This is a genomic window from Bacteroides graminisolvens DSM 19988 = JCM 15093, assembly GCF_000428125.1.
GTDB lineage: Bacteria > Bacteroidota > Bacteroidia > Bacteroidales > Bacteroidaceae > Bacteroides > Bacteroides graminisolvens.
In genome coordinates this window covers 744,729-768,258 of the sequence record NZ_ATZI01000001.1, presented here as the reverse complement: position 1 = coordinate 768,258, position 23,530 = coordinate 744,729, and the positions used below count along the sequence as shown (strand labels likewise).

The following is a 23,530-nucleotide window of genomic DNA, read 5'->3' as shown; positions in this document are numbered from 1 at the left end:
CAGGAGTTCATATTCTTGCCTTTTTTTATGTCTTAACGGTTTATGATTGCATTAACACGGTGTCTTGCACCGGTTCGCACGGTAGCAAAAGGTTCCTGAGCAACCGTGTGATGGCCGTAAGACGGTTGCTCATGACCCAAAAGACGGTTTATGATTTAAAATTGCTCGTTATCTTTTTGAAAAAGTTGGTTATGTTTTTCTAAAAGTTGGTTATGTTTTACCAAAGTCTTGCCGCTCCTTGTTGCTTCCCAGTTTATTAGTTAATAATGCATAAATCTGCTCTTGACAGGATTTGTCTGATTCATGATCTCAAGGGATAAATTTGTAAAATTAGTTCTACTACGTGACCATAAGCATACTCTAGTCACATATCCGCCCATTGTGCGTGGGAAATCGAAAGCTGATGAAAGATATGGGAATTGAGGGCATGGGGAAGCCATTGGGTAGGCCGCCCAAAGAATTGACAACGGGGGAGTATCAAGTTCTCAAGGGACTTCTTTGTATCCTGTTTGGGATGCTGGAATTAATAGCAAATCCCGGCAGTTATTAGAGAAAGTGTCTGCCGATGCCGAGATTTGCCAGCTGAGCAACTTTGCCCGATTGATTTATTCAGGGAATCCTATTTAAGCAAAAGATCTATTAAGTATATAATATTTTTCATCGATACGCTTGTTATATTAGAAATATGAGTTACTTCACTGATAGATATAAAATGATAATCCGTAGATATGTCGGGAAAGAATAAACTAAAACGATAAAAGATATGAAAAAGTATATATTAATTTTTTGGATTTTACTCCCATGTTGCTCAGCTAAGATAGAAAATCACAATCCTAAAACAAATAAAGTTCATGAGATTTTTCAAGTTATTTCGGGCAAGATGCAAGCTCATAATGATTACATGGAGAAGAACAGATTGTTTGAAGAACTTATAGGACATACTATGCATTTCTTTAAAGTCGTCAACACAGTAGCACCTCAATTTCTGACAGATACTAAATTATATAAAGACGACATTTTGAATCTATTAACAGATAAATCTTTTAAAAGGTATGACTTAATTGATTATGACATTCCATATCTCTTATATAATTTACATATTGATGATTATGTTGATTTGTTATACTCTGTAGTGCCATTATTTAAAAATGGCGATATAGACCAAGAAATTTTTGAACGATTTATCTTCCCGGATGACTTTGTATCAACCTCTTTATATAAAAACTATCAAAATGAGAAATTACAACTTTTCTTAAAAAATCTATTAAAAGATCAGGATTTGATTTCAAAAGTAAAAATTCAAAAACCATATCAGAATGATTCTTTTTCAGAAAGAATATTGTCTTTAAAAAATGGAACTATGTGGGAGGGAAATAGTGAATATATGGGATTAAAAAAAATGTACGCAAATGGAGCTGCAATATTGGATGGTTTAAAAGCAAAGATGGGATATTAGTTCAATCAAAAAAGAGGGATACCGCATGGTATCCCTCCATATTGAAAATATAACATGTGGGTAACTATACTTAGAAAGTTGAGATATGAGACACACAATAATCTGGAGCATGCATTTATAGGAAAAACTATGGCATAAATATAAAGAAAGCCTAGTCTTTAATAATACTCCAAAAACTCTTTGCTATTTCGAACTGTTATTTATTGTGACATAACAATCTGATATGATATTTCTGAAGGTAAATTGATAATAATAACTGAAGCATGTAATGAATCGTTTTATTATAAACATTTTATAGATATTTGAATCTTTTTCTTAATACTGTGGAACAATAGAAGCAGTGCTTGCAAAGTTAATAAAAATGCTGTTGGTCATGTATTTTCAGGATTAATGCTTAGGAACTTCATTTATTTCAGATAGCTTTGTAAAAATACAAATAAGATTATAAACCTTTAATCTGAAATATATAAATAACATGAATCATATTAAGAGCCTGTTAGGTCTGTTATTACTTTTGGTTTTGGAAAGCTGTGCGAATAGTACAAAAACAGAAATATATCAAAAAGAACGTGATGTTATTACCAATGTACATTCATTAGGCACAGAGATCCAGACAGATCCTGTTTTAATAGGTTCTATTGCCAGACCTTGTGTTTTGGGGAACTATGTAATTATTGCTGATTTTAATTCTCCTGATAGGTTGATACACCTATTTAGAAAAGATAATTTTAAGTATTTGGTTAGTACGGCGTATGCGGGTCAGGGACCTGGTGAAATTACAAGAATTGGACATATTGGTACGGATGAGAATAGGCATAAATTCTATGTATCCGATCATGGGAAGCAGAAAATATTTAGTTATGACATAGATAGTGTCTTATCATTTCCCAATTATATGCCAACGGTTAAGATTGAAATGAATACGGTTCAGTTTCCTAGTGAGTATCAATATGTAAATGATACATTATCTTTTGCTTTGGCGATAGAACCCACAAGTACATCTACATTTAAACAATATATTGCAAAATGGAATATGCAATCCGGGCAGTTTGCGCGCATGAAATACCAGCATCCCGATATAACAAAAAAAAGGATAAGTTTCGCTGTCTCTATTGAAAATGATATATATGTTGAATGCTATACATTTCATGACTTGATGTCTATTTGTAACCTAAACGGAGATTTGATTTGCAATGTTTATGGGCCTTCATGGGACAGTAAAGAGTCAAACAGAGTTCATCATTACGGAGATGTAATATTTTGCAAAGATAAGATACTAGCTTCGTATTCTGGTGGCGCTAATTTTTCTGATGAATACAATCCTACAAAGATATTGGTTTTTGATTTACATGGTGACTATTTGAAAACGTTAGATGTTGGTTATAAAATAGTAGACTTCTGTTATGATGATGATAATAATAGAATCATAATGAATTTGAATGATGAAATTCAATTTGCTTATTTAAGCTTAGAAGGATTAATTTAATTATAATGAAATAGCTAACTTTGTCCAGACATTGAGTTAAGCATAAAAGTTTAACGCTATCAAATAAAAAGCCCTAAACATAAAAAATAGGAGGAAAACAACGCAGCTTTCCTCCTATTTATGTTATAATTTATCTCCTTCTTACTTCAAAGGTACTTGTTCCAAAGTGGCTACCAAGAACTCATAGAACTTGGGAACAGAAGGAATATAAGCTCTTTCGTCAGGTGAATGAGGTGAGCGCAATGTAGGACCAAAAGAAATCATGTCGAGCCCCGGCACGTTAGCCCCAATAATGCCACACTCAAGTCCGGCATGAATCACTTTTACCGCCGGCTCTACACCAAACTGCTGTTGGTAAGAAGCTTTCATCGCATGAAGAATAGGGGAGTCAACATCGGGTTGCCAACCGGAATAACCACCGGAAAGCACCACCTTCATTCCTGCGATGGAGAAACATGACTCCAAGCTGGTAACGAGATACTCTTTCATGCTGTCACTAGAGCTACGGGCAAGTATTTTCACTTCGGCTTTCCCGTCTTTAATGCTAATAATAGCCAGGTTGGAAGAGGTTTCCACCGTATCGGGTACGGAAGGAATCATACGCATCACGCCGTTTTGACAAGCAAAGATAGCTCCAATAAGGTTGTCTTGAATTTCCTCGGGTACTTCTCCTTGTGGTAGTTCAACACGCTCGGCGGTGAAGCTTATTGGGGTTTCGATAACTGAATATTCTTCGTTAAAGAGGTCTTCGCAGTATTTGACCAGCTCCAGAAGTTCTTCTTCGTTTTCGGCTGGGATAGTAACTACCGCATGGGCTTCGCGAGGAATGGCGTTGCGCATATTTCCACCTTCCCAGCTAGCTAAACGGGCTTCGTAGCTGGCAACGGCTTCGCGGAGGAAGCGTACCAGTAATTTATTGGCATTGGCACGGCCTTCATTGATTTCCAAACCGGAATGACCGCCTCTGAGACCTTTTAAAGTCACTTTAACGGCTACATCTCCTTCTTCGGGAGTTACTTCTTTGTACTCCAGACTGGCGGTAACATCCATACCTCCGGCGCAACCGATGTATAATTCACCTTCGTCTTCGGAGTCAAGATTCAGCAGAATGGTACCCTGCAAGGTGCCGGCTTTCAAACCGAATGCACCGTACATGCCGGTTTCTTCGTCTTTGGTGATAAGTGCTTCCAGTGGACCGTGTTTCAGAGTGTTGTCTTCCAAAATGGCAAGTATGGCTGCTACTCCCAAACCGTTGTCGGCTCCCAATGTGGTGCCGCGAGCGCGTAGCCAGTCGCCGTCAACATAGGTTTCAATGGGGTCTTTCTCAAAATCATGAACGGTGTCGTTATTCTTCTGAGGCACCATGTCCATGTGGGCCTGAAGAATGACTCCTTTTCTGTTCTCCATTCCGGCTGTAGCCGGTTTGCGAATAATAACATTGCCTACCTCGTCAGTAAATGATTCCAAACCTAACTTCTTACCGAAGTTGAGCAAGAAATCTGTTACGGGCTGCATGTAACCCGAAGGACGGGGTATTTGAGTCAATGAATAGAAATGCTTCCACACGTTTTGTGGCGCTAATGACTGAATTGTTTTCATACGTTTTGCTTTTTATTTGTAAACGGCAAAGCCGCCATACCATATACTCCTAACAAAACTACTAAAAAAGTTTGAATACCATGTACTAACAAGGCAAATATTCCCGCATTTGTGGCATCGACTCCGTAAAGCATCATCATGGAAATAACGGCGAAATGCCACGGTCCGGCTCCGTTGGGGGTGGGAACAATAACGGCAAAGCTACCGCCCACAAACATAACCAGTCCTGCCAGAATACCTAAATCGGCGGTAAAGTCAAAGCAGTAAAAGGCTACATAGAATTGCATGAAGTAGCAAAACCAAATCAAAAAGGTATAAAGAATGAATAATGGGATGTTTTTTACATGTCGCAAAGACAGAATACCTTCCCATACATTGAGAACGATGCCTTTTACTTTCTCAAAAAAAGAAAGGGTGCGTACCAGATAGTATAACAAAACGGCAATTCCTATGAGACAAAAAAGTATGATATACAAATGCACGGAGGTAAAAAGTTCTCCGATGGAATCCATATTGGTACCTGTTTCTTCAAAAAAACGTTTGAAAACAGGGAGCTGGAGCATGAAGGTTACAGCGGTAATCAAAATAACACATAAAGAGTCAATGAGCCGCTCCGTAACAACAGTACCCAACGATTTGGAAAAGGATACTCCGTCATATTTAGACAGTACACCGCAACGTGACACTTCGCCTACTCTTGGCAAAACCAAATTGGCTGCGTAAGAAATAAAGATGGCATTAACGCAGTTGCTTGTCTTGGGATAGGCTCCCAACGGTGCTAAGGTTTGTTTCCAGCGCCAGCCACGAAAAACATGACTGAATACGCCGAATATAAGAGAAACGAGCATCCACCACCAGTTCATTTCAAAAATTAGTACATTACCTGCTCTGGCAAAATCAAAATCACGGTATACCCAGAAGAGTATGAACCCTCCCAAAAGAAGCGGTAAAATCAGCTTCAGGCTCTTTTTTATCAGTTTATTCATTCTTAGCTTTCAATTCTTCATTTAAAAGAATTACCTTTGTCGGCTGCAAAGATAGTACTTATCTGCAAACCCGGTATGAATAAACATTAAAATGTGAAGGAATGAGATTAGTCAAACCCAAAAAGTTCTTAGGACAACATTTTTTGAAAGATTTAAAAGTAGCGCAAGACATTGCCGACACAGTTGATTCACAACCGGAACTTCCTATTCTTGAAGTAGGACCGGGAATGGGAGTGTTGACCCAGTTTCTGGTAAAGAAAGAACGAACTGTAAAAGTTGTGGAGGTTGATTATGAATCGGTAGCATACCTGCGCGAAGCATTCCCCAGTTTGGAAGATCACATCATTGAAGATGATTTTCTGAAAATGAACCTCAACAGAACTTTTGATGGGAATCCGTTTGTCCTGACGGGCAATTATCCTTATAATATATCCAGCCAGATTTTCTTTAAAATGCTAGATAACAAGGAGTTGATTCCTTGTTGTACCGGTATGATTCAAAAAGAGGTGGCCGAACGAATTGCTGCCGGACCGGGAAGTAAGACTTATGGTATATTAAGCGTTCTGATACAGGCTTGGTACGAGGTGGAGTATCTGTTCACCGTGAGCGAACATGTCTTTAATCCGCCTCCCAAAGTGAAAAGTGCTGTTGTCAGAATGACCAGAAACCAAACCCGCGATTTGGGATGCAATGAAAAACTTTTCAAACAAGTGGTTAAAACGACTTTCAACCAACGACGCAAAACGTTACGTAACTCCATAAAACCCATTCTAGGGAAGGAAAGCTCGATTTTGCAAGATGAAATATTCAACAAACGTCCAGAACAACTTTCCGTACAACAGTTTGTTGAATTAACCAATATGGTTGAAAATGAGTTGGTTTTAATGAACAGCCAACAACATTAAGCAAAGAAAACTTGTTTATCAAAAGTAGTAATTCAAGCAAGCGTGAACGAGGAATACATTGATAAAGTAAAATCTCTTATTGAACAGAAAGAGGCTGATCAGGTAAGGGAATCGTTACTCGGTCTTCATCCGGCCGACATTGCCGAGTTATGCAACGAACTGAGCCTTGACAATGCGCGTTTTATTTATCGGTTGCTCGATAACGAAACGGCTGCCGATGTATTAATTGAAATGGACGAGGAGGCTCGTAAGGAGTTTCTTGAAATTCTGCCTTCTGAAACCATTGCCAAAAGGTTTGTTGATTACATGGATACGGATGATGCTGTCGACATCATGCGTGATCTGGATGAAGATAAACAGGAAGAAATTCTGTCGCACATTGAAGATATTGAGCAGGCGGGTGATATTGTCGATCTGCTTAAATATGACAAGGATACGGCCGGTGGATTGATGGGTACCGAAATGGTTACCGTTAACGAAAACTGGAGTATGCCCGAATGTCTCAAAGAGATGAGGCAACAGGCTGAAGACTTGGATGAAATATATTACGTGTATGTCATTGATGACGATGAACGTCTCAGGGGGGTATTTCCACTGAAGAAGATGATAACATCGCCTTCTGTCTCCAAAGTGAAACACGTTATGAAAAAAGACCCTATCTCTGTAAGGGTTGACACGGCGATAGACGATGTGGTTCAGACGATTGAAAAGTATGACTTGGTGGCTGTTCCTGTTGTCGATAGCATAGGGCGATTGGTGGGACAAATTACTGTTGACGACGTTATGGACGAGGTACGTGAACAGTCAGAACGTGATTATCAGTTGGCTTCCGGACTTTCTCAGGATGTGGAAACGGACGATAATGTGTTGCGGCAAACAACCGCGCGACTTCCGTGGCTACTTATCGGCATGTTGGGTGGTATTGGGAATTCCATGATACTTGGAAACTTTGGTACTACCTTTGCTGCTCACCCGGAGATGGCATTATACATTCCTCTAATTGGAGGTACGGGGGGAAATGTGGGAACTCAATCGTCAGCATTGGTTGTACAAGGATTGGCCAACAGTTCGCTCGATACCAAAGATACATTTAAACAAATATTAAAAGAAACAGTAGTTGCCTCTATCAATGCCACCATCATTTCATTGTTGGTTTATTTGTATAACTTCATTCGCTTCGGAGCAACTGCCACGGTGACCTATTCGGTTTCTATCAGTTTGTTTGCAGTGGTTATGTTTGCATCAATCTTCGGTACGTTTGTACCCATGACGTTGGAGAAACTCAAAATAGATCCGGCTATTGCAACCGGGCCTTTCATCTCCATAACCAATGACATCATTGGCATGATGTTGTACATGGGAATCACTGTTCTTTTATCATAAAATCGGGCTGCAACAAAAAAATATCTCAAAAAAGTATGAAGTGATTGTTTTATTTCATTAATTTGTGTCGTAATGTAACCATAGGGTAAAATCCTGTTCCTAAATGAAATATACAATGATGGACTCTCATGACACTAATCTGCCTTTAAATCAAGGCGATCCCGAGGAAATAAAAGATGTAACCGAGGTATCTGATAAAACTGCTGAAGATGCAACGACTGATACTACATTGGAAAAGCAAAGTGAACCGGTTGAGAAACCAACCAAAGAAAGCGTGCTTAAACGTCTGAATGATTTAGCAAAAGATCCTGAAAATGCAAGTAAACTTGAACTTGACACGCTCAAACAATCATTCTATAAATTACATAATATAGAGTTAGAAGCACTCAAAAAAGAGTTTGTTGATAATGGTGGCAAGGAAGAAGACTTTGTGCCACAAAACGATGAACTTGAAAATGAGTTCAAGAATGTCATGTCTGTTATCAAAGAAAAAAGGAACTCTTTACTCGCTGAGGTAGAAAAACAAAAAGAGCATAATCTGACACTTAAGCTTGGTATATTAGACAAGCTGAAAGAGTTGACCGAATCACCCGATAATGCTAACAAATCATATAACGATTTCAAGAAACTTCAGCAGGAATGGAACGAAATAAAACAGGTTCCGCAAGCTAAAGCCAATGAAATATGGAAAACGTATCAACTGTATGTTGAAAAGTTTTATGATATTCTGAAGCTAAACAATGAGTTTCGCGATTATGATTTTAAGAAGAATCTGGAAATAAAAACTCGTTTGTGCGAAGCTGCTGAAAGGCTAACAGAAGAATCGGATGTTGTTTCAGCGTTCCATCAGCTGCAAAAATTACATCAGGAATTCAGGGATACAGGACCTGTTTCGAGAGAACTTCGTGATGAAATATGGGCTCGGTTCAAAGCTGCGTCTACCGTAGTTAATAGAAATCATCAGCAACACTTTGAGGAATTAAAGGAGGTTGAACAACACAACCTTGACCAGAAAACAGTGATTTGCGAAATTGTTGAGGCCATTGAATATAACGAACTGACAACGTTTGCCGGATGGGAGAACAAGACGCAGGAGGTTATTGCACTTCAAAATAAATGGAAAACCATTGGTTTTGCTCCTCAAAAGATGAACGTCAAAATATTTGAGAGATTCAGAAAATCTTGTGATGACTTCTTTAAAAAGAAGAGCGAGTTTTACAAGCAACTGAAAGATAATATGGTGCAAAATCTTGAAAAGAAAAAGGTTTTATGCGAAAAAGCCGAAGCTTTGAAAGATAGCACCGATTGGAAAGAAACGGCTGACGCTTTAGCTAAATTGCAAAAAGAGTGGAAGGCTATAGGACCCGTATCCAAAAAACATTCTGATATGATTTGGAATCGTTTCATTTCTGCATGTGATTATTTTTTTGAGCAGAAGATGAAAGCCACTTCTTCTCAACGCTCGGAAGAAGTTGAAAACTTGGAGAAGAAAAGAGCAATTATCAATCAATTGGCAGAATTAAAGGGCACTGAGAATACTGAAGACGCAGAAAAGAAATTGCGTGATTTGATGCAGGAATGGAACTCTATAGGACATGTTCCTTTCAAAGAGAAAGATAAAATATACAAGCAATATCATACTGCTGTAGATGGTATCTTTGACAACCTGAATACAAATGCGTCTAATAAGAAACTGAATAACTTCAAATTTGCTATCAACTCAATGCAAGGAGGTAATCAGTCTTTGTATAGAGAAAGAGAGAAACTTTCTCGTCAATACGAAAACATGAAAAATGAACTATTGACCTACGAAAACAACTTGGGTTTTTTAAGCTCATCTTCTCAAAAGGGAAATAGCTTACTCACCGAAATTAACCGTAAAGTTGATAAGTTGAAAACGGATTTAGAAGTGGTATTACAGAAAATTAAAATGATTGACGAATCACTTCAACATGAAGAATAAAATATAAAAAAAGAAAGGATGACAGGCATTAGGCTAGTCATCCTTTTTTTTATGGAATTACAATCTTTACTCTTGTTTATATCAAATAAAAAAGCAAAGAACGTTAAAATACGTCTTTGCTTTTTTTAGTTGGGCTACCAGGATTCGAACCTGGAAAGTCAGGACCAGAATCTGAAGTGTTACCATTACACCATAGCCCAATCATTTCGGGTGCAAAGATAGAAAATATTTGTATATTCAAAGCTATTTAGCTTTTTTTTCTTCTTTTCGATAAGAAAAAAAATAGGTTATAGCCCTCATTATCCCTAAAAAAACACAAAAAAAAGAGGAGAAATAGCAGCCTATCTTCATTCATATTATAATTCGGTGTATATTTGTAAAATATATCGAGATTTCGATGCAAAACAAAGATTGTGTATTTCTTGTTATAGTTACAAAATAGAAACAAAATATTAAATTCATTGATAAATGAACGAAACCAAATTATTATTAGAAAAAATTAAAGAGGGAATTCAAGAAAAAAAAGGTAAGAATATTGTTATTGCTGATTTAACGGGAATCAGAGATACTATATGCAACTATTTTGTTATTTGCCAGGGAAACTCCCCTAGTCAGGTTGGTGCAATTGTTGACTCGGTCAAAGAGTTTGCCCGTAAAGGAGCGAATGTTAAGCCTTCTGCTGTTGACGGATTGAATAACGCAGAGTGGGTAGCGATGGATTACGCTGATGTGTTGGTTCATGTTTTCTTACCGGAAGCCAGAAATTTCTACAACTTGGAGCACTTGTGGGCTGACGCTCAACTTATTAACATCCCAGATATTGACTAATTAACAATATGGAGAACAAAAAGAAACCTAATAAAGTAAATATGCCCCGCTTTAACATGAGCTGGATGTATATGATTATTGCATTGATGCTTTTGGGACTGTACTTTACCAATGAAAGCGGCTCAGTCAACAAAGAAACTTCGTATGATCAGTTTCAGCAATACGTGAAAAGCGGCTATGTCAGTAAGGTAATTGGCTATGATGACAATTCCGTAGAAGCTTATATCAAGCCTTATTTTGTGAAAGATGTATTCAAACAGGATTCCAATCGCGTTGGTAAGAACCCCATGATTACAACGGAAGCTCCATCCAGAGAAAGCTTGGGCGAGTTTCTGCAAAAAGAAAGGGATGAAGCGCATTTCGACGGTGCCGTTAGTTACGAGAAGAAAAAGGATTACTTCAGTGTTATTCTTTGGAACGTACTCCCTATCGTATTCCTGATAGGTTTGTGGATGTTCTTTATGAGAAGAATGAGTGGTGGCGGCGGATCTGCCGGTAATGTGTTTAGCGTTGGAAAATCAAAAGCACAACTTTTTGAAAAAGGCGGATCTATTAAGGTGACGTTTAAAGATGTGGCCGGTCTTGCTGAAGCCAAACAAGAAGTAGAGGAAATTGTGGAGTTTCTGAGAGAACCGCAAAAATATACTGATTTAGGAGGAAAAATACCTAAGGGCGCATTGTTGGTAGGCCCTCCGGGTACGGGTAAAACGTTATTGGCTAAAGCTGTTGCAGGGGAAGCTGACGTTCCTTTTTTCTCGTTGGCAGGATCAGATTTCGTTGAAATGTTCGTTGGCGTAGGTGCTTCACGAGTTAGAGATCTTTTCAAACAGGCCAAAGAGAAAGCTCCTTGTATTGTGTTTATTGACGAAATTGATGCTGTAGGTAGAGCCAGAGGTAAAAACCCAAGCATGGGAGGCAATGACGAAAGAGAAAATACACTCAATCAGCTTCTCACCGAAATGGATGGTTTCGGTTCCAATAGCGGCGTTATCATTTTAGCTGCGACTAACCGGGTGGATGTACTTGACAAGGCGCTGTTAAGAGCCGGACGTTTTGATCGTCAGATTCATGTTGACTTGCCTGACTTAAATGAAAGAAAAGAGGTTTTTGGGGTACACTTGCGCCCTATTAAAATAGACGAATCTGTTGATGTTGATTTATTAGCGCGTCAAACTCCGGGTTTTTCGGGCGCTGATATAGCCAATGTATGTAACGAAGCGGCTCTTATTGCGGCACGCCATGGCAAGAAATTTGTCAATAAGCAAGATTTTCTGGATGCTGTTGATAGAATTATCGGCGGATTAGAGAAGAAAACAAAAATTACGACCGAGCAAGAGCGTAGAACAATTGCGCTGCATGAAGCCGGACACGCCAGTTTGTCTTGGCTGTTGGAACATGCCAACCCTCTGATTAAAGTAACCATTGTACCCAGAGGACGCGCGTTAGGTGCAGCATGGTATCTGCCCGAAGAAAGACAAATTACTACAAAGGAACAAATGCTCGACGAAATGTGTGCTACATTGGGCGGAAGGGCTGCTGAAGATTTGTTTGTGGGTAAGATTTCAACCGGTGCAATGAATGATTTGGAACGGGTTACCAAACAAGCGTATGGCATGACTGCGTACTTGGGCATGAGTGAAAAGTTGCCCAACTTGTGCTATTATAATAATGATGAATATTCGTTCAACAGACCTTATAGTGAGCGCACGGCAGAAGTGATTGACGACGAGGTGAAAACAATGGTAAACGAACAGTACGACAGAGCCAAACAAATTTTATCTGAGTATAGTTCGCAACATAATCAGTTAGCAGATTTGCTTATTGAAAAAGAAGTTATATTTGCAGAAGACGTAGAACGGATATTCGGTAAACGTCCATGGGCTTCACGTTCTGAAGAAATCATGGCTGCCGAATCTAAAAAGAAGACTGATTCAAATGATGTTCCTGAAGTTCAATCGTCCGAGTCTGAGGTTTCAGACCAACCATTGGAAGCAGAAGTTGCGAGCAATTAATTTTTTAGACATTGAAAAGTAATTTTATCAAAAGAGCAATAACAGGAGTATTCTTTGTTATTATATTATTGGGTTGTATTTTATACAGCCCAATATCATTCGGTATTCTTTTTTCGATCATCAGCATGATGACAATCAAGGAATTTGCCACTCTCTTTAATCAATCGGGAACCGACATACACATAAACAAACACATTTGTATGCTTGGGGGAATGTATCTATTCCTATCCATTATGATTTATTGCATGGACATGGCAGATGCCAAAGTTTTCATTCCTTATTTAGTTCTGTTGATATATCTAATGATCAGTGAACTTTATTTGCAGAGAAAAAGTCCTTTAAATAATTGGGCTTACGCCATGTTTAGTCAGCTATACATCGGTTTGCCTTTTGCCATGCTTAATGTTCTGGCGTTTCAAACTAACTCCTTAACAAATAGTGCAGAATACAATCCAATATTGCCTCTGTCTATTTTTATATTTATCTGGCTAAATGACACGGGAGCCTATTGTGTTGGAAGCTTATTTGGTAAACATCGCTTGTTTGAACGGATTTCTCCTAAGAAATCATGGGAAGGATCTTTGGGTGGCGGAACAATCGCAATAGGATCTTCTATTGCAATGGCATCGTACTTTACTTTTTTGAATACCGTTGAGTGGATAGGACTTTCGCTGGTCGTTGTTGTATTTGCAACCTGGGGGGATTTAACAGAGTCTTTGTTAAAGAGACAGCTGGGAGTTAAAGATTCCGGCCAAATTTTGCCCGGTCATGGAGGTATGCTCGATCGGTTTGATAGTGCACTGATGGCGATTCCTGCTGCGGTAGTCTATCTTTATCTGATAGAGTTAGTCTAAAAAATATAAAAGCCAGGTTTAGAATTCAAATTCGCCTGGCTTTATTTTTTCTCATTCTACAAGTTTATTCATCCTTTCCGACTAAGCAACTCAATCATAATGCGGGCGGCATGATTGGGTGCTCCGGCACCACCTAACTGATCATTCACCTCTTGATAACCGGCTAGCATATTCTGCCTGTAGGCTTCATTGCTGGTAATGGCTTTCAACTCGGCTTTCATATTGTCAACGGTCATGGTATCTGCTACCAGTTCACGCACAATTTCTTTATCTGCAATGAGATTGACCAAAGAGATAAAGCGTACCTTGAGCAAATGTTTCTTTAAAAATGCGATGAACTTGGCCAACGGGGTGTGATAACACACCACTTGCGGGGTATCGAATAAAGCGGTCTCCAAAGTGGCAGTGCCCGAGGTGACCAAAGCGGCTTTGGCATGAAACAACAAAGGATAGGTTTGCCCGGAAACAAGTTTCACGGGGGTTCCACCAATGAATTGCTCGTAATGGGAGGTATGGATACCGGGTGCTCCAGCCAGCACTAACTGATAATCGGCAAAGGCCGAAGCTGCAGAAATCATATCGGGCAGGTTGTCTTTTATTTCTTGCTTACGACTACCGGCCAAAAGGGCGATTATGGGTTTGTTCTCGAGATTATTGCGCTTGCAGAATTCTTCCTGCGTTTCGCTGTAATGAGATTTGAAAGAGGTAACCTCGTCTAAGGTAGGGTTGCCAACGTAATGAATGTGGTAGTTGTGCTTGCGAAAGAACTCTACCTCAAACGGAAGAATTGAAAATAGTTCGTTCACATCTCGCTTTATATTTTTAATCCGATACTCTTTCCATGCCCATATTTTAGGAGAAATATAGTAATAAACAGGTATGTCTGAGTTTTTATGGATATACTTGGCTATATTCAGATTGAACCCCGGATAATCAACCAGAATAAGAACATCAGGACTCCACTGCATGATGTCTTTCTTGCACAGTTTCATGTTCGACAAGATGGTAGGCAAATGGAGTAAAACGGGAACAAAACCCATGTAGGCGAGCTCTTTATAATGTTTAACGATCTCTCCTCCCTCACCTTTCATTAAATCGCCTCCCCAAAAACGAAACTCTGCATGGACATCTTGTTCTTTCAGTGCACGCATTAAATGAGATGCGTGCAGATCTCCGGATGCTTCTCCTGCTATTACGTAATATTTCATAATCTGCAATTTGTTTTATTGAACGATTATTCTGCAGCAAGCGTTGTCTTCAACTGATTGATGTAATGGTATGCAGTCACATCAACTGTTGTAGGCGTAACCGCCACATAGCCGTTTCTAAGGGCCCAATTATCGCTATTCACATTGTCGGAATCTACAATGGTAAATTCACCTGTAAGCCAAAAATATTTCTTCCCGTTTTCTCTGGGACATGTTTCCCACTCTTTCTGCCAAAATCCTTTGGCTTGCTCGCACACTTTGATTCCTTTATAAGATGGCATGTCGGGGAAGTTGACATTCAAACAAACCAGCTCTGGCAAACCGTCTTTCAACACAGCCGAAACAATTTGCTGAACATAACGGTGGGCAGGAGAGAAATCGGCATCCGCCTGATGGTTACACAAAGAAAAGCCGATTGACGGAATGCCATTGAGACAACCTTCTATTACCACTCCCATAGTGCCCGAGTAATGAACGCTTGTAGCTGAATTATCTCCGTGATTAATTCCTCCAATCACTAAATCAGGATTTCTCTCAAGAATTGCATTTCTGGCTAATTTGATGCAATCCGCAGGTGTGCCCGAACATTTATAAACGGTGAGGCCAACCTCTTTCCGAACCAGTTGATAATGAATTGGAGTGGTCACTGTCAGCGCGCAACCACTACCGGATCTGGGAGCATCGGGAGCTACAACCACAATTTCACCCAAGGGGCGAAGAAACTTAATAAGCTCACTAATACCTTTTGCCGTAAAGCCATCGTCGTTAGAAACCAGAATAAGGGGTCTTTTATTTTCCATTCAAAAATCTTTCTTAATATTGATACCACAAAAATAGCAAAAAACATAGGAATAATGAAACTCTGGTTCATAACTGCTTACTGATAATTACAATTAAGGTTTAGTAACCCATATCTATAATAATAAGGGTATAAGCCGTTTATAAATCTTAATGTTCTGCAAGTGAGTAAAAAAAAGACTGTTAATTCAACTAAAATATTTATATTTGCGTGCTTAATGAGTACTAAAGAAAAATGTGAGTAACAGAAGTTATTAACAGAAACAACGTTTTATCAACAGTTTGAGAAAAGTTTCATTTTTTTAGTAGGCTCTCTGAGTTTTTATGATTTATTTCGCTGCCATAAATTAAAGGCATATGGGAAAAATAATTGCTTTGGCTAACCAAAAAGGTGGCGTTGGAAAAACGACCACTACGATAAATCTTGCAGCATCGCTCGCCACACTTGAGAAGAGAGTTTTGGTTGTTGATGCCGATCCGCAGGCTAATGCTTCTTCCGGATTGGGAGTTGATATCAAACAATCTGAATATACTATCTATGAGTGTATAATTGACCGGACTGATGTAAGAAAGGCCATTCATGATACTGAGATCGAATCATTAAAAGTGATATCTTCGCATATAAATCTGGTTGGAGCTGAGATTGAAATGTTGAATCTTAAAAACAGAGAGAAAATATTGAAGGAGGTATTAGAACCTTTAAAGAGTCAGTATGACTATATACTGATTGATTGTTCTCCTTCATTGGGATTAATTACAATCAATGCGCTCACAGCCGCCGATTCGGTCATTATTCCGGTACAGGCAGAGTATTTTGCATTGGAAGGAATCAGCAAACTCCTTAATACGATTAAAATTATAAAGTCAAAACTGAATCCGACTTTAGAAATTGAAGGATTTCTATTGACCATGTATGACTCGAGGTTACGACAGGCTAACCAAATATATGATGAGGTGAAGAAACACTTTCAGGAACTTGTCTTTAAAACGGTTATTCAACGTAACGTAAAATTAAGCGAAGCACCCAGTTATGGTTTGCCCACAATTTTGTATGATGCAGAATCAACCGGTGCAAAGAACCATTTGTCATTAGCAAAAGAACTTATAAGCAAAAACAAAAATAAATAGTATGGTACAAAGAAGAAATGCGCTAGGAAGAGGACTCGATGCCTTACTATCTATGGATGAGGTGCAAACCGAAGGTTCTTCTTCTATCAATGAAATTGAATTATCGAAAATATCCGTAAATCCCAATCAGCCGCGTCGTGAATTCGACGAAACAGCATTAAGTGAGCTGGCCGACTCTATTTCAGAAATAGGAATTATTCAGCCTATCACTCTACGTAAGATCAACGAAGACGAATATCAGATAATTGCCGGAGAAAGACGTTATCGCGCTTCTTTGAAAGCAGGACTCAAATCAATACCTGCTTACATCCGTACCGCTGATGATGAGAATGTCATGGAAATGGCATTGATAGAAAACATTCAACGTGAAGATCTTAACTCTGTTGAAATAGCATTGGCTTATCAACATTTGATTGAGCAATATGACTTAACACAAGAACGCCTTAGCGAAAGAGTAGGTAAAAAACGTACTACTATAGCCAACTACCTGCGTTTGTTAAAACTGCCCGCACCTATACAAATGGCCCTTCAAAACAAACAGATAGATATGGGGCATGCACGCGCTCTGATCACATTGACTGATCCTAAACTACAGATTAAAGTGTTTGAGGAGATTATTCAGCATGCTTATTCTGTTCGTAAGGTTGAGGAAATCGTTAAGTCGTTAAGTGAAGGAGAGACCATTACAAGTGGGAATAAAAAAATAGTGCCTAAAAGAAAGAAACTACCGGAAGAATTCAACTTACTAAAAAAACATCTTTCGGGTTTCTTTAATACGAAGGTCCAATTAACCTGCTCCGAAAAGGGTAAAGGCAAAATAAGCATTCCTTTTAATAACGAAGAAGAACTAGAACGTATTATGGGAAAGCTTGATTCATTAAAGAAGTAAATGATAATTAAGAATCAAAAATATTACTGGAAAATAATATGTCTGCTTGTTTGCTTAACGCACACCGGGGTAGGTTGCGTATATGCACAGGAAGCTGCTGCTCGAAGAAAAAGATTATCAATCAACGAAGTCTCGGAAACGGATATTCGCAGAAATGATTCGATAGCCATCTCGGATAGTTTGGCACTAGCAAACCAGCGCAATATTAAGAAGTTGTCTTCACCGGTGTTACTGGCAGACAGCCTGAAAAATGACAGTGTTAATTTTGCGAAGAACAAAAAACAATGGATACCCAATTCGGGCAAAGCAACCTGGTTGGCTGTTATTTTTCCGGGAGGAGGACAGATATACAACAAGAAATATTGGAAACTCCCCATTATATACGGAGGCTTTGCCGGATGTGCCTATGCGTTGAGCTGGAATAATAAGATGTATAAGGATTATTCACAGGCGTATATGGATTTAATGGATGACAATGAAAATACAAACAGTTATTTGGATTTATTGCCTCCCAATGCTAACTATACCGATAGTCAGCTACAATCTGTACTAAAGAAAAGGAAAGATATGTATAGGCGTTATCGGGATATGAGCATCTTTGCATTTATTGGCGTGTATCTTGTGTCAATCATTGATGCCTATGTTGATGCAGAATTATCAAGCTTCGACATCACACCGGATTTAAGCATGAAGGTAGAACCAACTATAATTAACAACCGGACTCAAGCGGGCAAATCAGTCGGATTGCAATGTAGTTTCCGTTTCTAAAAAAAGTAAATATGAAGAATAAAAACATGATAAGCGAACTTCTCAAAACAGTTAATGGGGGTGTATACAGAATTCTGTTTCTGGTTATTACGGTAACCGTAGCAGAGAATTTAAATGCACAAAGCGTTGACGTTGTGGTTCGTGACAACGGAGTAGAGAGACAGGAAAGTATTGACTTACCCAAAAGTATGACTTACCCGATAGACAGTCTACTGAATGACTGGAAGGCTAAAACGTATCTCCAATTGGGTAAGGATTGCAATACCTCCGAAGAGAATCCGTACTTCAGTGATTCCATATATGTAGACCGGCTTTCAAGGATTCCCAGTGTGATGGAAATGCCTTACAATGACGTCGTAAGGAAGTTCATTGATATGTATGCTTCACGTTTGCGCGAACAAGTATCCTTCATGCTCAGCGCTTCAAATTTTTACATCCCTATCTTTGAAGAAGCTTTAGATGCTTATAACCTGCCTTTGGAACTCAAATATTTACCCGTTATCGAATCGGCTTTAAACCCGTCGGCAGTGTCACGTGCAGGTGCTTCGGGATTATGGCAATTTATGATAGGCACCGGTAAAATATACGGTTTAGAGGTTAACAGCCTCGTTGATGAAAGAAGGGATCCTATCAAAGCAACATGGGCAGCAGCCAGATACTTAAAAGACTTGTATGAGATATACCAAGATTGGAATTTAGTGATTGCAGCCTATAACTGCGGACCGGGAAATATCAATAAGGCTATACGTCGCTCAGGGGGCAAGAATGATTATTGGAGCATTTATAATTTGTTGCCGAAAGAGACCAGAGGCTATGTTCCTGCTTTCATTGCCGCTAATTATTTAATGACGTATTATTGTGATCATAATATCTGCCCCATGGAGACAGATATTCCTGCTAATACAGATACCGTGCAAGTAACGAAAGCACTGCATTTTGAACAAATAGCCGATATCTGCGGTATCAGTATGGAGCAAATTAAAAGCTTAAATCCACAATACAGAAAGAATATTATTCCCGGCAACATAAAGCCATATACCCTCAGATTGCCCTACAATCAGGTCAGCACGTTCATTGATAGCCAGGACACTATTTACAAACATCGTGCTGAAGAACTTTTCAGCGACAGAAAGATCGTCGAGGTAAAAAACGAACCTGCTACTGTACGTAAATCAACTCCCCGAGGTACAGCTACGTATCATAAAATAAGAAGTGGAGAGACTTTATCTACTATTGCTGAGAGATACAATGTGCGTATCAGTGATCTCAGGAAATGGAATAACATTCGAAATAATAGGATTACTGCAGGAAAGCGTTTGAAAATATATAAATAAGAGGCAGTCGGATCGTATTTTCGAAAAAAAAGTTTTATATTTCCGCATATTAGATTGAAAGTAGAATCAACCTAATATGCGGAAATATTGTTGTATTTACAATATGATAAGAAAAGGGTGCACAGTGCTTGTATGCTCTTGATTTTTGATTATTTTTGCAAACCAACGAACAAAAAAGTGCATGATGGAGAATGTGATATATAACGAGATGTCTGATGAAGAGATGATTGACCAATCATTTCAGGAACTTCTGAATGACTATTTGGCGACTAAGCATCGTAAGCGTGTTGAAGTAATCACCAAAGCATTCAATTTTGCTAATCAGGCGCATAAAGGAGTAAAACGTCAATCAGGAGAGCCCTACATTATGCACCCGTTAGCTGTTGCAAAGATTGTATGCAATGAAATTGGCTTAGGTTCCACATCAATCTGTTCTGCACTGCTGCATGATGTGGTTGAAGATACCGATTACACGGTTGAAGATATTGAAAACATATTCGGTCCCAAGATTGCTCATATTGTTGACGGGCTGACAAAAATATCGGGCGGCATTTTTGGTGATAAAGCATCGGCTCAAGCCGAGAACTTCAAGAAACTGCTTCTCACCATGTCTGACGATATACGGGTGATTCTTATTAAAATAGCCGACCGCTTGCACAATATGAGAACACTCGGTTCCTTGCTACCCAATAAGCAATATAAAATAGCCGGAGAAACACTATACATCTATGCCCCTTTGGCTAATAGGCTGGGCCTGAACAGAATAAAGACCGAGCTCGAAAACCTGAGTTTCAAATACGAACACCCCGAAGAGTACCAGGAGATTGAAGAAAAGCTGGCAGCTAGTGCCGCTGAACGCGAAGAAGCCTTCCAATCTTTCACCGCTCCTATCAGAGTACAACTTGATAAAATGGGGCTTAAATATAGAATTATAGCACGCGTCAAGTCCATTTACTCCATCTGGAACAAGATGCAAACCAAACACGTTCCTTTCGAAGAGATCTTTGATTTACTCGCTGTGCGTATTATTTTTGATCCTCGAAATGAGGAAGAAGAATTGAACGACTGTTTCGACATATATGTATCCATATCCAAGATATACAAACCGCATCCCGACAGATTGCGCGATTGGGTAAGCCACCCCAAAGCCAATGGCTATCAGGCCCTTCATGTTACGTTGATGGGAAACAACGGCCAATGGGTTGAAGTGCAGATACGTAGCGAAAGAATGAATGATGTAGCCGAGCAAGGATTTGCCGCACATTGGAAATACAAAGAAGGAGGAGGCAGCGAAGATGAAGGGGAACTTGAAAAATGGTTGCGTACCATTAAAGAAATACTAGACGACCCCCAACCGGATGCCATCGATTTTCTTGATACCATTAAGCTAAATCTTTTTGCTTCTGAGATATTTGTATTCACCCCTAAAGGTGAAATAAAAACCATGCCTCAAAATTCAACCGCGCTTGATTTTGCTTTTTCGTTGCACACAGATTTAGGAAGTCATTGCATTGGTGCCAAAGTAAACCACAAACTGGTTCCCCTTAGCCATAAATTAGAGAGTGGTGACCAGGTTGAAATCCTGACTTCCAAATCTCAACGCGTACAACCTTCATGGGAAGTGTTTGCTACAACAGCCAAAGCAAGAGCTAAAATTGCAGCTATACTGAAGAAAGAACAAAAGAGCTTTCAAAAGGAGGGCGAACGTATCTTACATGACTTCTTGCTCGAAGAAGAGCTTCAGGCGGATGAGTCAAATATAGAAAAACTCTGTAAGCTTCACAATATGAAGACTGCTGATGATCTGTACATGGCTATTGGCAGTAAGAATGTTATATTAGGAGACACGGATAGAAATGAATTAAAAGAGAAAGCCAGCAACTGGAAGAAATATCTGACGTTCTCTTTTGGTACCAACAAAGAGAACAAAGACCGTCCAGAAGAGAAAGCCAGTCAAGAGAAGATTAATCCTAAACAGATACTCAAACTCACAGATGATAGTATTCAAAAGAACTATGCAATAGCCGATTGTTGTCAGCCAATACCGGGTGATGATGTATTGGGTTACATGGATGAAAATGAAAAAATTACCATTCACAAAAGACAATGCCCGGTTGCTGTTAAACTAAAAAGTAGCTTTGGTAATCGTATCATCGCTACCACGTGGGATACCCACAAAGCACTATCCTTTCTTGTTTATATCTACATTAAAGGAATTGACAGTGTAGGTTTGCTCAACGAAATCACTCAGGTTATTTCACGTGAATTGAATGTGAACATCCGCAAACTAAACATTGAAACGAACGATGGCATTTTTGAAGGAAAGATTCAATTGTACGTTCACGATGTTGACGATGTGAAAAAGATATGCAATAACCTTCGTAAGATCAATCAGATTAAAGCAGTTACCCGTGTCGAATCATAAGCGGGTAACAGCTGTTTAAATCTCGTCGAGCTCCTTTTTCATGGCCAACAGTTCCTCCTTTATTGATTTTAAATGCTCCACAATCTCAAAATTGCGGATTGTATTTTCTTTATTGTCTTTCAACTTTTGTCGCGCTCCGGGTAAAGTCATTCCTTTTTCTTTCACCAAATGATAGATGAGCTTAATGGTCTCAATATCCTCCTTCCGATACTGCCGGGTGCCACCCGACGTTTTACGCGGTTTGATCTGAGGAAATTCCTTCTCCCAAAAACGTAGTAAAGACTCGTTTACATCAAACATCTCTGCAACCTCGCTAATTGAATAATATAATTTCAATTCTTTATTCGTATTAAGAGCCATATTCATTAAAAGCTAACTAATTAATTTAATCAAATACTTTACCATGATTCGCTGCTATTTGAATCATTTTGTCATAATCTTCAGCACTTAAATCCATGAAGTAATAGTTGACCGGATTCACTCTTTGGCCTTTTACATGCACCTCATAGTGCAAATGCGGCCCCGTACTTCTTCCTGTACTACCCACACCCCCAATCACTTCACCTCTTACCACTTTCTTACGGAGCTTCGTCCTAAAATCTTTCAGGTGTGCATACACTGTTTTGTATCCGAAACCGTGATCAATAATAATTGTATTACCATAAGCACCATCCCAGCCCATTTTAACGACTACCCCGTCGCCCGTTGCGTACACATCCGTTCCCGGATGAGCCGAGAAATCCATTCCCCCGTGAAACTTAGCACTACCATAAATCGGATCAATGCGCACCCCATATCCCGATGCCGTCTGCCGCAGTTTCTTGTTAGCCACCGGTTGAATGGCAGGAATACACTTTAACATCTCATCATGATTCTTGCACATGGCAACCACATCATCAAAAGAGCGTGACTGCACATAAAGTTGTCTGCGCAGAAGGTCCATTTTCTTTGTTGTACTCACCACCAGTTCAGCATTCGCCATTTCCATTAGCTCTTCATAGCGATTGGTTCCACCGTAGCCAGCCTTCCTTATCACCTCGGAAATAGGATCAGCCTGAAAAATAACCCGGTAAAGATTATCATCACGTTGTTGAATATCCTGCATGACCCCCAGCGCTTCATCCAATCTTTTTGAAAGCACATGATACTGCGCAGTGAGCTGACTGTTCTCCATTCTAAGCTCCTTTTCAGACGGTGATCCAAAAATGATAAGTAAAAGAATAAAAGCGCCCGCACCCAGTCCCATACCAATAAAAAGTCTGCGGGCTATACTCAAAGCTCGTTGACGAACGGTGGGATAAATGCGGTCATACGTCTGTGTCCGTGGGTTATAAATATAGTAAACTTTACGCATCAGGCAAAAATATTTCACGTAATAATAGGGCAAAAATAATAAAACGAGCTATCTTTGCACATCTTTTTTTAGAATATTAACCTCAAAGATTCCAAGTTGCATAGATCAATATATTTGAGGCGATTGATGAATCTGAATAATATAAGCGAATAAA

General features: G+C 39.2%; 20 protein-coding genes and 1 tRNA gene. 14 read left to right on the top strand and 7 right to left on the bottom strand.

What is annotated here, in order from left to right:
- Positions 1 to 385 precede the first annotated feature (385 nt).
- The 3 genes from C511_RS17760 to C511_RS0103285 all read left to right on the top strand — a co-directional run bounded on the left by C511_RS17760 (position 386) and on the right by C511_RS0103285 (position 2,942).
- The gene (locus C511_RS17760) at positions 386 to 550 is read left to right on the top strand and encodes a hypothetical protein (protein WP_154657472.1); all 165 of its coding nucleotides are present in this window, start codon (positions 386 to 388) and stop codon (positions 548 to 550) included.
- Between the two features lie 213 nt (positions 551 to 763).
- Complete coding sequence (locus tag C511_RS0103290) at positions 764 to 1,456, top strand: hypothetical protein (protein WP_024995891.1); 693 nt, start codon at positions 764 to 766, stop codon at positions 1,454 to 1,456.
- Positions 1,457 to 1,931: 475 nt separating this feature from the next.
- Positions 1,932 to 2,942 carry a 6-bladed beta-propeller gene (locus C511_RS0103285; protein WP_027317817.1) on the top strand — a complete coding sequence of 337 codons (1,011 nt, stop codon included), beginning with the start codon at positions 1,932 to 1,934 and terminating at the stop codon, positions 2,940 to 2,942.
- A 141-nt stretch (positions 2,943 to 3,083) separates the two neighbouring features.
- Here C511_RS0103285 and C511_RS0103280 read toward each other — a convergent pair whose 3' ends face one another.
- Together C511_RS0103280 and C511_RS0103275 are read right to left on the bottom strand one after the other, a co-directional pair.
- On the bottom strand, positions 3,084 to 4,541 hold the full coding sequence (locus C511_RS0103280) for an aminoacyl-histidine dipeptidase (protein ID WP_024995889.1): 1,458 nt from the start codon (positions 4,539 to 4,541) through the stop codon (positions 3,084 to 3,086).
- A complete protein-coding gene (locus C511_RS0103275; protein WP_024995888.1) occupies positions 4,538 to 5,527 on the bottom strand; it encodes a lysylphosphatidylglycerol synthase transmembrane domain-containing protein in 990 nt (329 codons plus the stop codon). Before C511_RS0103275 ends, C511_RS0103280 begins: the two co-directional genes overlap by 4 nt.
- A 101-nt stretch (positions 5,528 to 5,628) precedes the next feature.
- Between C511_RS0103275 and rsmA the strand changes: the two genes are divergently transcribed.
- The 3 genes from rsmA to C511_RS0103260 all read left to right on the top strand — a co-directional run bounded on the left by rsmA (position 5,629) and on the right by C511_RS0103260 (position 9,778).
- Entirely contained in the window at positions 5,629 to 6,432 is an 804-nt protein-coding gene (gene rsmA, locus C511_RS0103270; protein ID WP_027317816.1) for a 16S rRNA (adenine(1518)-N(6)/adenine(1519)-N(6))-dimethyltransferase RsmA, read from the top strand.
- Between the two features lie 42 nt (positions 6,433 to 6,474).
- Entirely contained in the window at positions 6,475 to 7,815 is a 1,341-nt protein-coding gene (gene mgtE, locus C511_RS0103265) for a magnesium transporter (protein WP_024995887.1), read from the top strand.
- 115 nt (positions 7,816 to 7,930) lie between these two features.
- Positions 7,931 to 9,778, top strand: coding sequence for a DUF349 domain-containing protein (locus tag C511_RS0103260; protein WP_024995886.1), 1,848 nt, complete (start codon positions 7,931 to 7,933; stop codon positions 9,776 to 9,778).
- 129 nt (positions 9,779 to 9,907) lie between these two features.
- On the opposite strand, the gene C511_RS0103255 is transcribed toward C511_RS0103260, so the two are convergent.
- A tRNA-Gln gene (locus C511_RS0103255) sits at positions 9,908 to 9,978 on the bottom strand.
- Between the two features lie 268 nt (positions 9,979 to 10,246).
- Between C511_RS0103255 and rsfS the strand changes: the two genes are divergently transcribed.
- Genes rsfS through C511_RS0103240 form a run of 3 tightly spaced genes read left to right on the top strand, consistent with a single transcriptional unit; the run spans position 10,247 to position 13,472 of the window.
- Entirely contained in the window at positions 10,247 to 10,606 is a 360-nt protein-coding gene (gene rsfS, locus C511_RS0103250) for a ribosome silencing factor (RefSeq protein ID WP_024995885.1), read from the top strand.
- 8 nt (positions 10,607 to 10,614) lie between these two features.
- Entirely contained in the window at positions 10,615 to 12,618 is a 2,004-nt protein-coding gene (gene ftsH / locus C511_RS0103245; protein ID WP_027317815.1) for an ATP-dependent zinc metalloprotease FtsH, read from the top strand.
- An 11-nt stretch (positions 12,619 to 12,629) separates the two neighbouring features.
- Complete coding sequence (locus tag C511_RS0103240; protein ID WP_024995883.1) at positions 12,630 to 13,472, top strand: phosphatidate cytidylyltransferase; 843 nt, start codon at positions 12,630 to 12,632, stop codon at positions 13,470 to 13,472.
- A gap of 68 nt (positions 13,473 to 13,540) precedes the next feature.
- On the opposite strand, the gene lpxB is transcribed toward C511_RS0103240, so the two are convergent.
- Positions 13,541 to 14,680 carry a lipid-A-disaccharide synthase gene (gene lpxB, locus C511_RS0103235; RefSeq protein ID WP_024995882.1) on the bottom strand — a complete coding sequence of 380 codons (1,140 nt, stop codon included), beginning with the start codon at positions 14,678 to 14,680 and terminating at the stop codon, positions 13,541 to 13,543.
- A 26-nt stretch (positions 14,681 to 14,706) separates the two neighbouring features.
- Positions 14,707 to 15,480, bottom strand: coding sequence for a 5'/3'-nucleotidase SurE (surE, locus tag C511_RS0103230; protein ID WP_027317814.1), 774 nt, complete (start codon positions 15,478 to 15,480; stop codon positions 14,707 to 14,709).
- A 355-nt stretch (positions 15,481 to 15,835) separates the two neighbouring features.
- On the opposite strand from surE, the gene C511_RS0103225 reads away from it, so the two are divergent.
- The 5 genes from C511_RS0103225 (at position 15,836) to C511_RS0103205 (ending at position 22,022) form a co-directional block, all read left to right on the top strand.
- The gene (locus tag C511_RS0103225; RefSeq protein ID WP_024995881.1) at positions 15,836 to 16,606 is read left to right on the top strand and encodes a ParA family protein; all 771 of its coding nucleotides are present in this window, start codon (positions 15,836 to 15,838) and stop codon (positions 16,604 to 16,606) included.
- 1 nt (position 16,607) lies between these two features.
- Positions 16,608 to 17,495, top strand: a complete 888-nt coding sequence (locus C511_RS0103220) for a ParB/RepB/Spo0J family partition protein (RefSeq protein ID WP_024995880.1) — start codon at positions 16,608 to 16,610, stop codon at positions 17,493 to 17,495.
- Positions 17,496 to 18,263, top strand: coding sequence for a DUF5683 domain-containing protein (locus tag C511_RS0103215; protein ID WP_027317813.1), 768 nt, complete (start codon positions 17,496 to 17,498; stop codon positions 18,261 to 18,263). It begins immediately after the preceding gene.
- A gap of 11 nt (positions 18,264 to 18,274) precedes the next feature.
- Positions 18,275 to 19,597 carry a lytic transglycosylase domain-containing protein gene (locus C511_RS0103210; RefSeq protein WP_024995879.1) on the top strand — a complete coding sequence of 441 codons (1,323 nt, stop codon included), beginning with the start codon at positions 18,275 to 18,277 and terminating at the stop codon, positions 19,595 to 19,597.
- A 184-nt stretch (positions 19,598 to 19,781) separates the two neighbouring features.
- On the top strand, positions 19,782 to 22,022 hold the full coding sequence (locus C511_RS0103205; RefSeq protein WP_024995878.1) for a RelA/SpoT family protein: 2,241 nt from the start codon (positions 19,782 to 19,784) through the stop codon (positions 22,020 to 22,022).
- Positions 22,023 to 22,037: 15 nt separating this feature from the next.
- Here C511_RS0103205 and C511_RS0103200 read toward each other — a convergent pair whose 3' ends face one another.
- Both C511_RS0103200 and C511_RS0103195 read right to left on the bottom strand, forming a co-directional pair.
- Positions 22,038 to 22,382, bottom strand: a complete 345-nt coding sequence (locus C511_RS0103200) for a MerR family transcriptional regulator (protein ID WP_024995877.1) — start codon at positions 22,380 to 22,382, stop codon at positions 22,038 to 22,040.
- 25 nt (positions 22,383 to 22,407) lie between these two features.
- On the bottom strand, positions 22,408 to 23,376 hold the full coding sequence (locus tag C511_RS0103195; RefSeq protein ID WP_024995876.1) for a M23 family metallopeptidase: 969 nt from the start codon (positions 23,374 to 23,376) through the stop codon (positions 22,408 to 22,410).
- Between the last annotated feature and the right edge of the window lie 154 nt (positions 23,377 to 23,530).

What these genes read in the sequence shown, in the direction of transcription:
- C511_RS0103290 (WP_024995891.1), top strand. Translation starts at nt 764, where the DNA reads ATGAAAAAGTATATATTAATTTTTTGGATTTTACTCCCATGTTGCTCA.
- C511_RS0103285 (WP_027317817.1), top strand. Translation starts at nt 1,932, where the DNA reads ATGAATCATATTAAGAGCCTGTTAGGTCTGTTATTACTTTTGGTTTTG.
- C511_RS0103280 (WP_024995889.1), bottom strand. Translation starts at nt 4,541, where the DNA reads ATGAAAACAATTCAGTCATTAGCGCCACAAAACGTGTGGAAGCATTTC.
- C511_RS0103275 (WP_024995888.1), bottom strand. Translation starts at nt 5,527, where the DNA reads ATGAATAAACTGATAAAAAAGAGCCTGAAGCTGATTTTACCGCTTCTT.
- rsmA (WP_027317816.1), top strand. Translation starts at nt 5,629, where the DNA reads ATGAGATTAGTCAAACCCAAAAAGTTCTTAGGACAACATTTTTTGAAA.
- C511_RS0103260 (WP_024995886.1), top strand. Translation starts at nt 7,931, where the DNA reads ATGATGGACTCTCATGACACTAATCTGCCTTTAAATCAAGGCGATCCC.
- rsfS (WP_024995885.1), top strand. Translation starts at nt 10,247, where the DNA reads ATGAACGAAACCAAATTATTATTAGAAAAAATTAAAGAGGGAATTCAA.
- ftsH (WP_027317815.1), top strand. Translation starts at nt 10,615, where the DNA reads ATGGAGAACAAAAAGAAACCTAATAAAGTAAATATGCCCCGCTTTAAC.
- lpxB (WP_024995882.1), bottom strand. Translation starts at nt 14,680, where the DNA reads ATGAAATATTACGTAATAGCAGGAGAAGCATCCGGAGATCTGCACGCA.
- surE (WP_027317814.1), bottom strand. Translation starts at nt 15,480, where the DNA reads ATGGAAAATAAAAGACCCCTTATTCTGGTTTCTAACGACGATGGCTTT.
- C511_RS0103225 (WP_024995881.1), top strand. Translation starts at nt 15,836, where the DNA reads ATGGGAAAAATAATTGCTTTGGCTAACCAAAAAGGTGGCGTTGGAAAA.
- C511_RS0103220 (WP_024995880.1), top strand. Translation starts at nt 16,608, where the DNA reads ATGGTACAAAGAAGAAATGCGCTAGGAAGAGGACTCGATGCCTTACTA.
- C511_RS0103215 (WP_027317813.1), top strand. Translation starts at nt 17,496, where the DNA reads ATGATAATTAAGAATCAAAAATATTACTGGAAAATAATATGTCTGCTT.
- C511_RS0103210 (WP_024995879.1), top strand. Translation starts at nt 18,275, where the DNA reads ATGAAGAATAAAAACATGATAAGCGAACTTCTCAAAACAGTTAATGGG.
- C511_RS0103205 (WP_024995878.1), top strand. Translation starts at nt 19,782, where the DNA reads ATGGAGAATGTGATATATAACGAGATGTCTGATGAAGAGATGATTGAC.
- C511_RS0103200 (WP_024995877.1), bottom strand. Translation starts at nt 22,382, where the DNA reads ATGGCTCTTAATACGAATAAAGAATTGAAATTATATTATTCAATTAGC.
- C511_RS0103195 (WP_024995876.1), bottom strand. Translation starts at nt 23,376, where the DNA reads ATGCGTAAAGTTTACTATATTTATAACCCACGGACACAGACGTATGAC.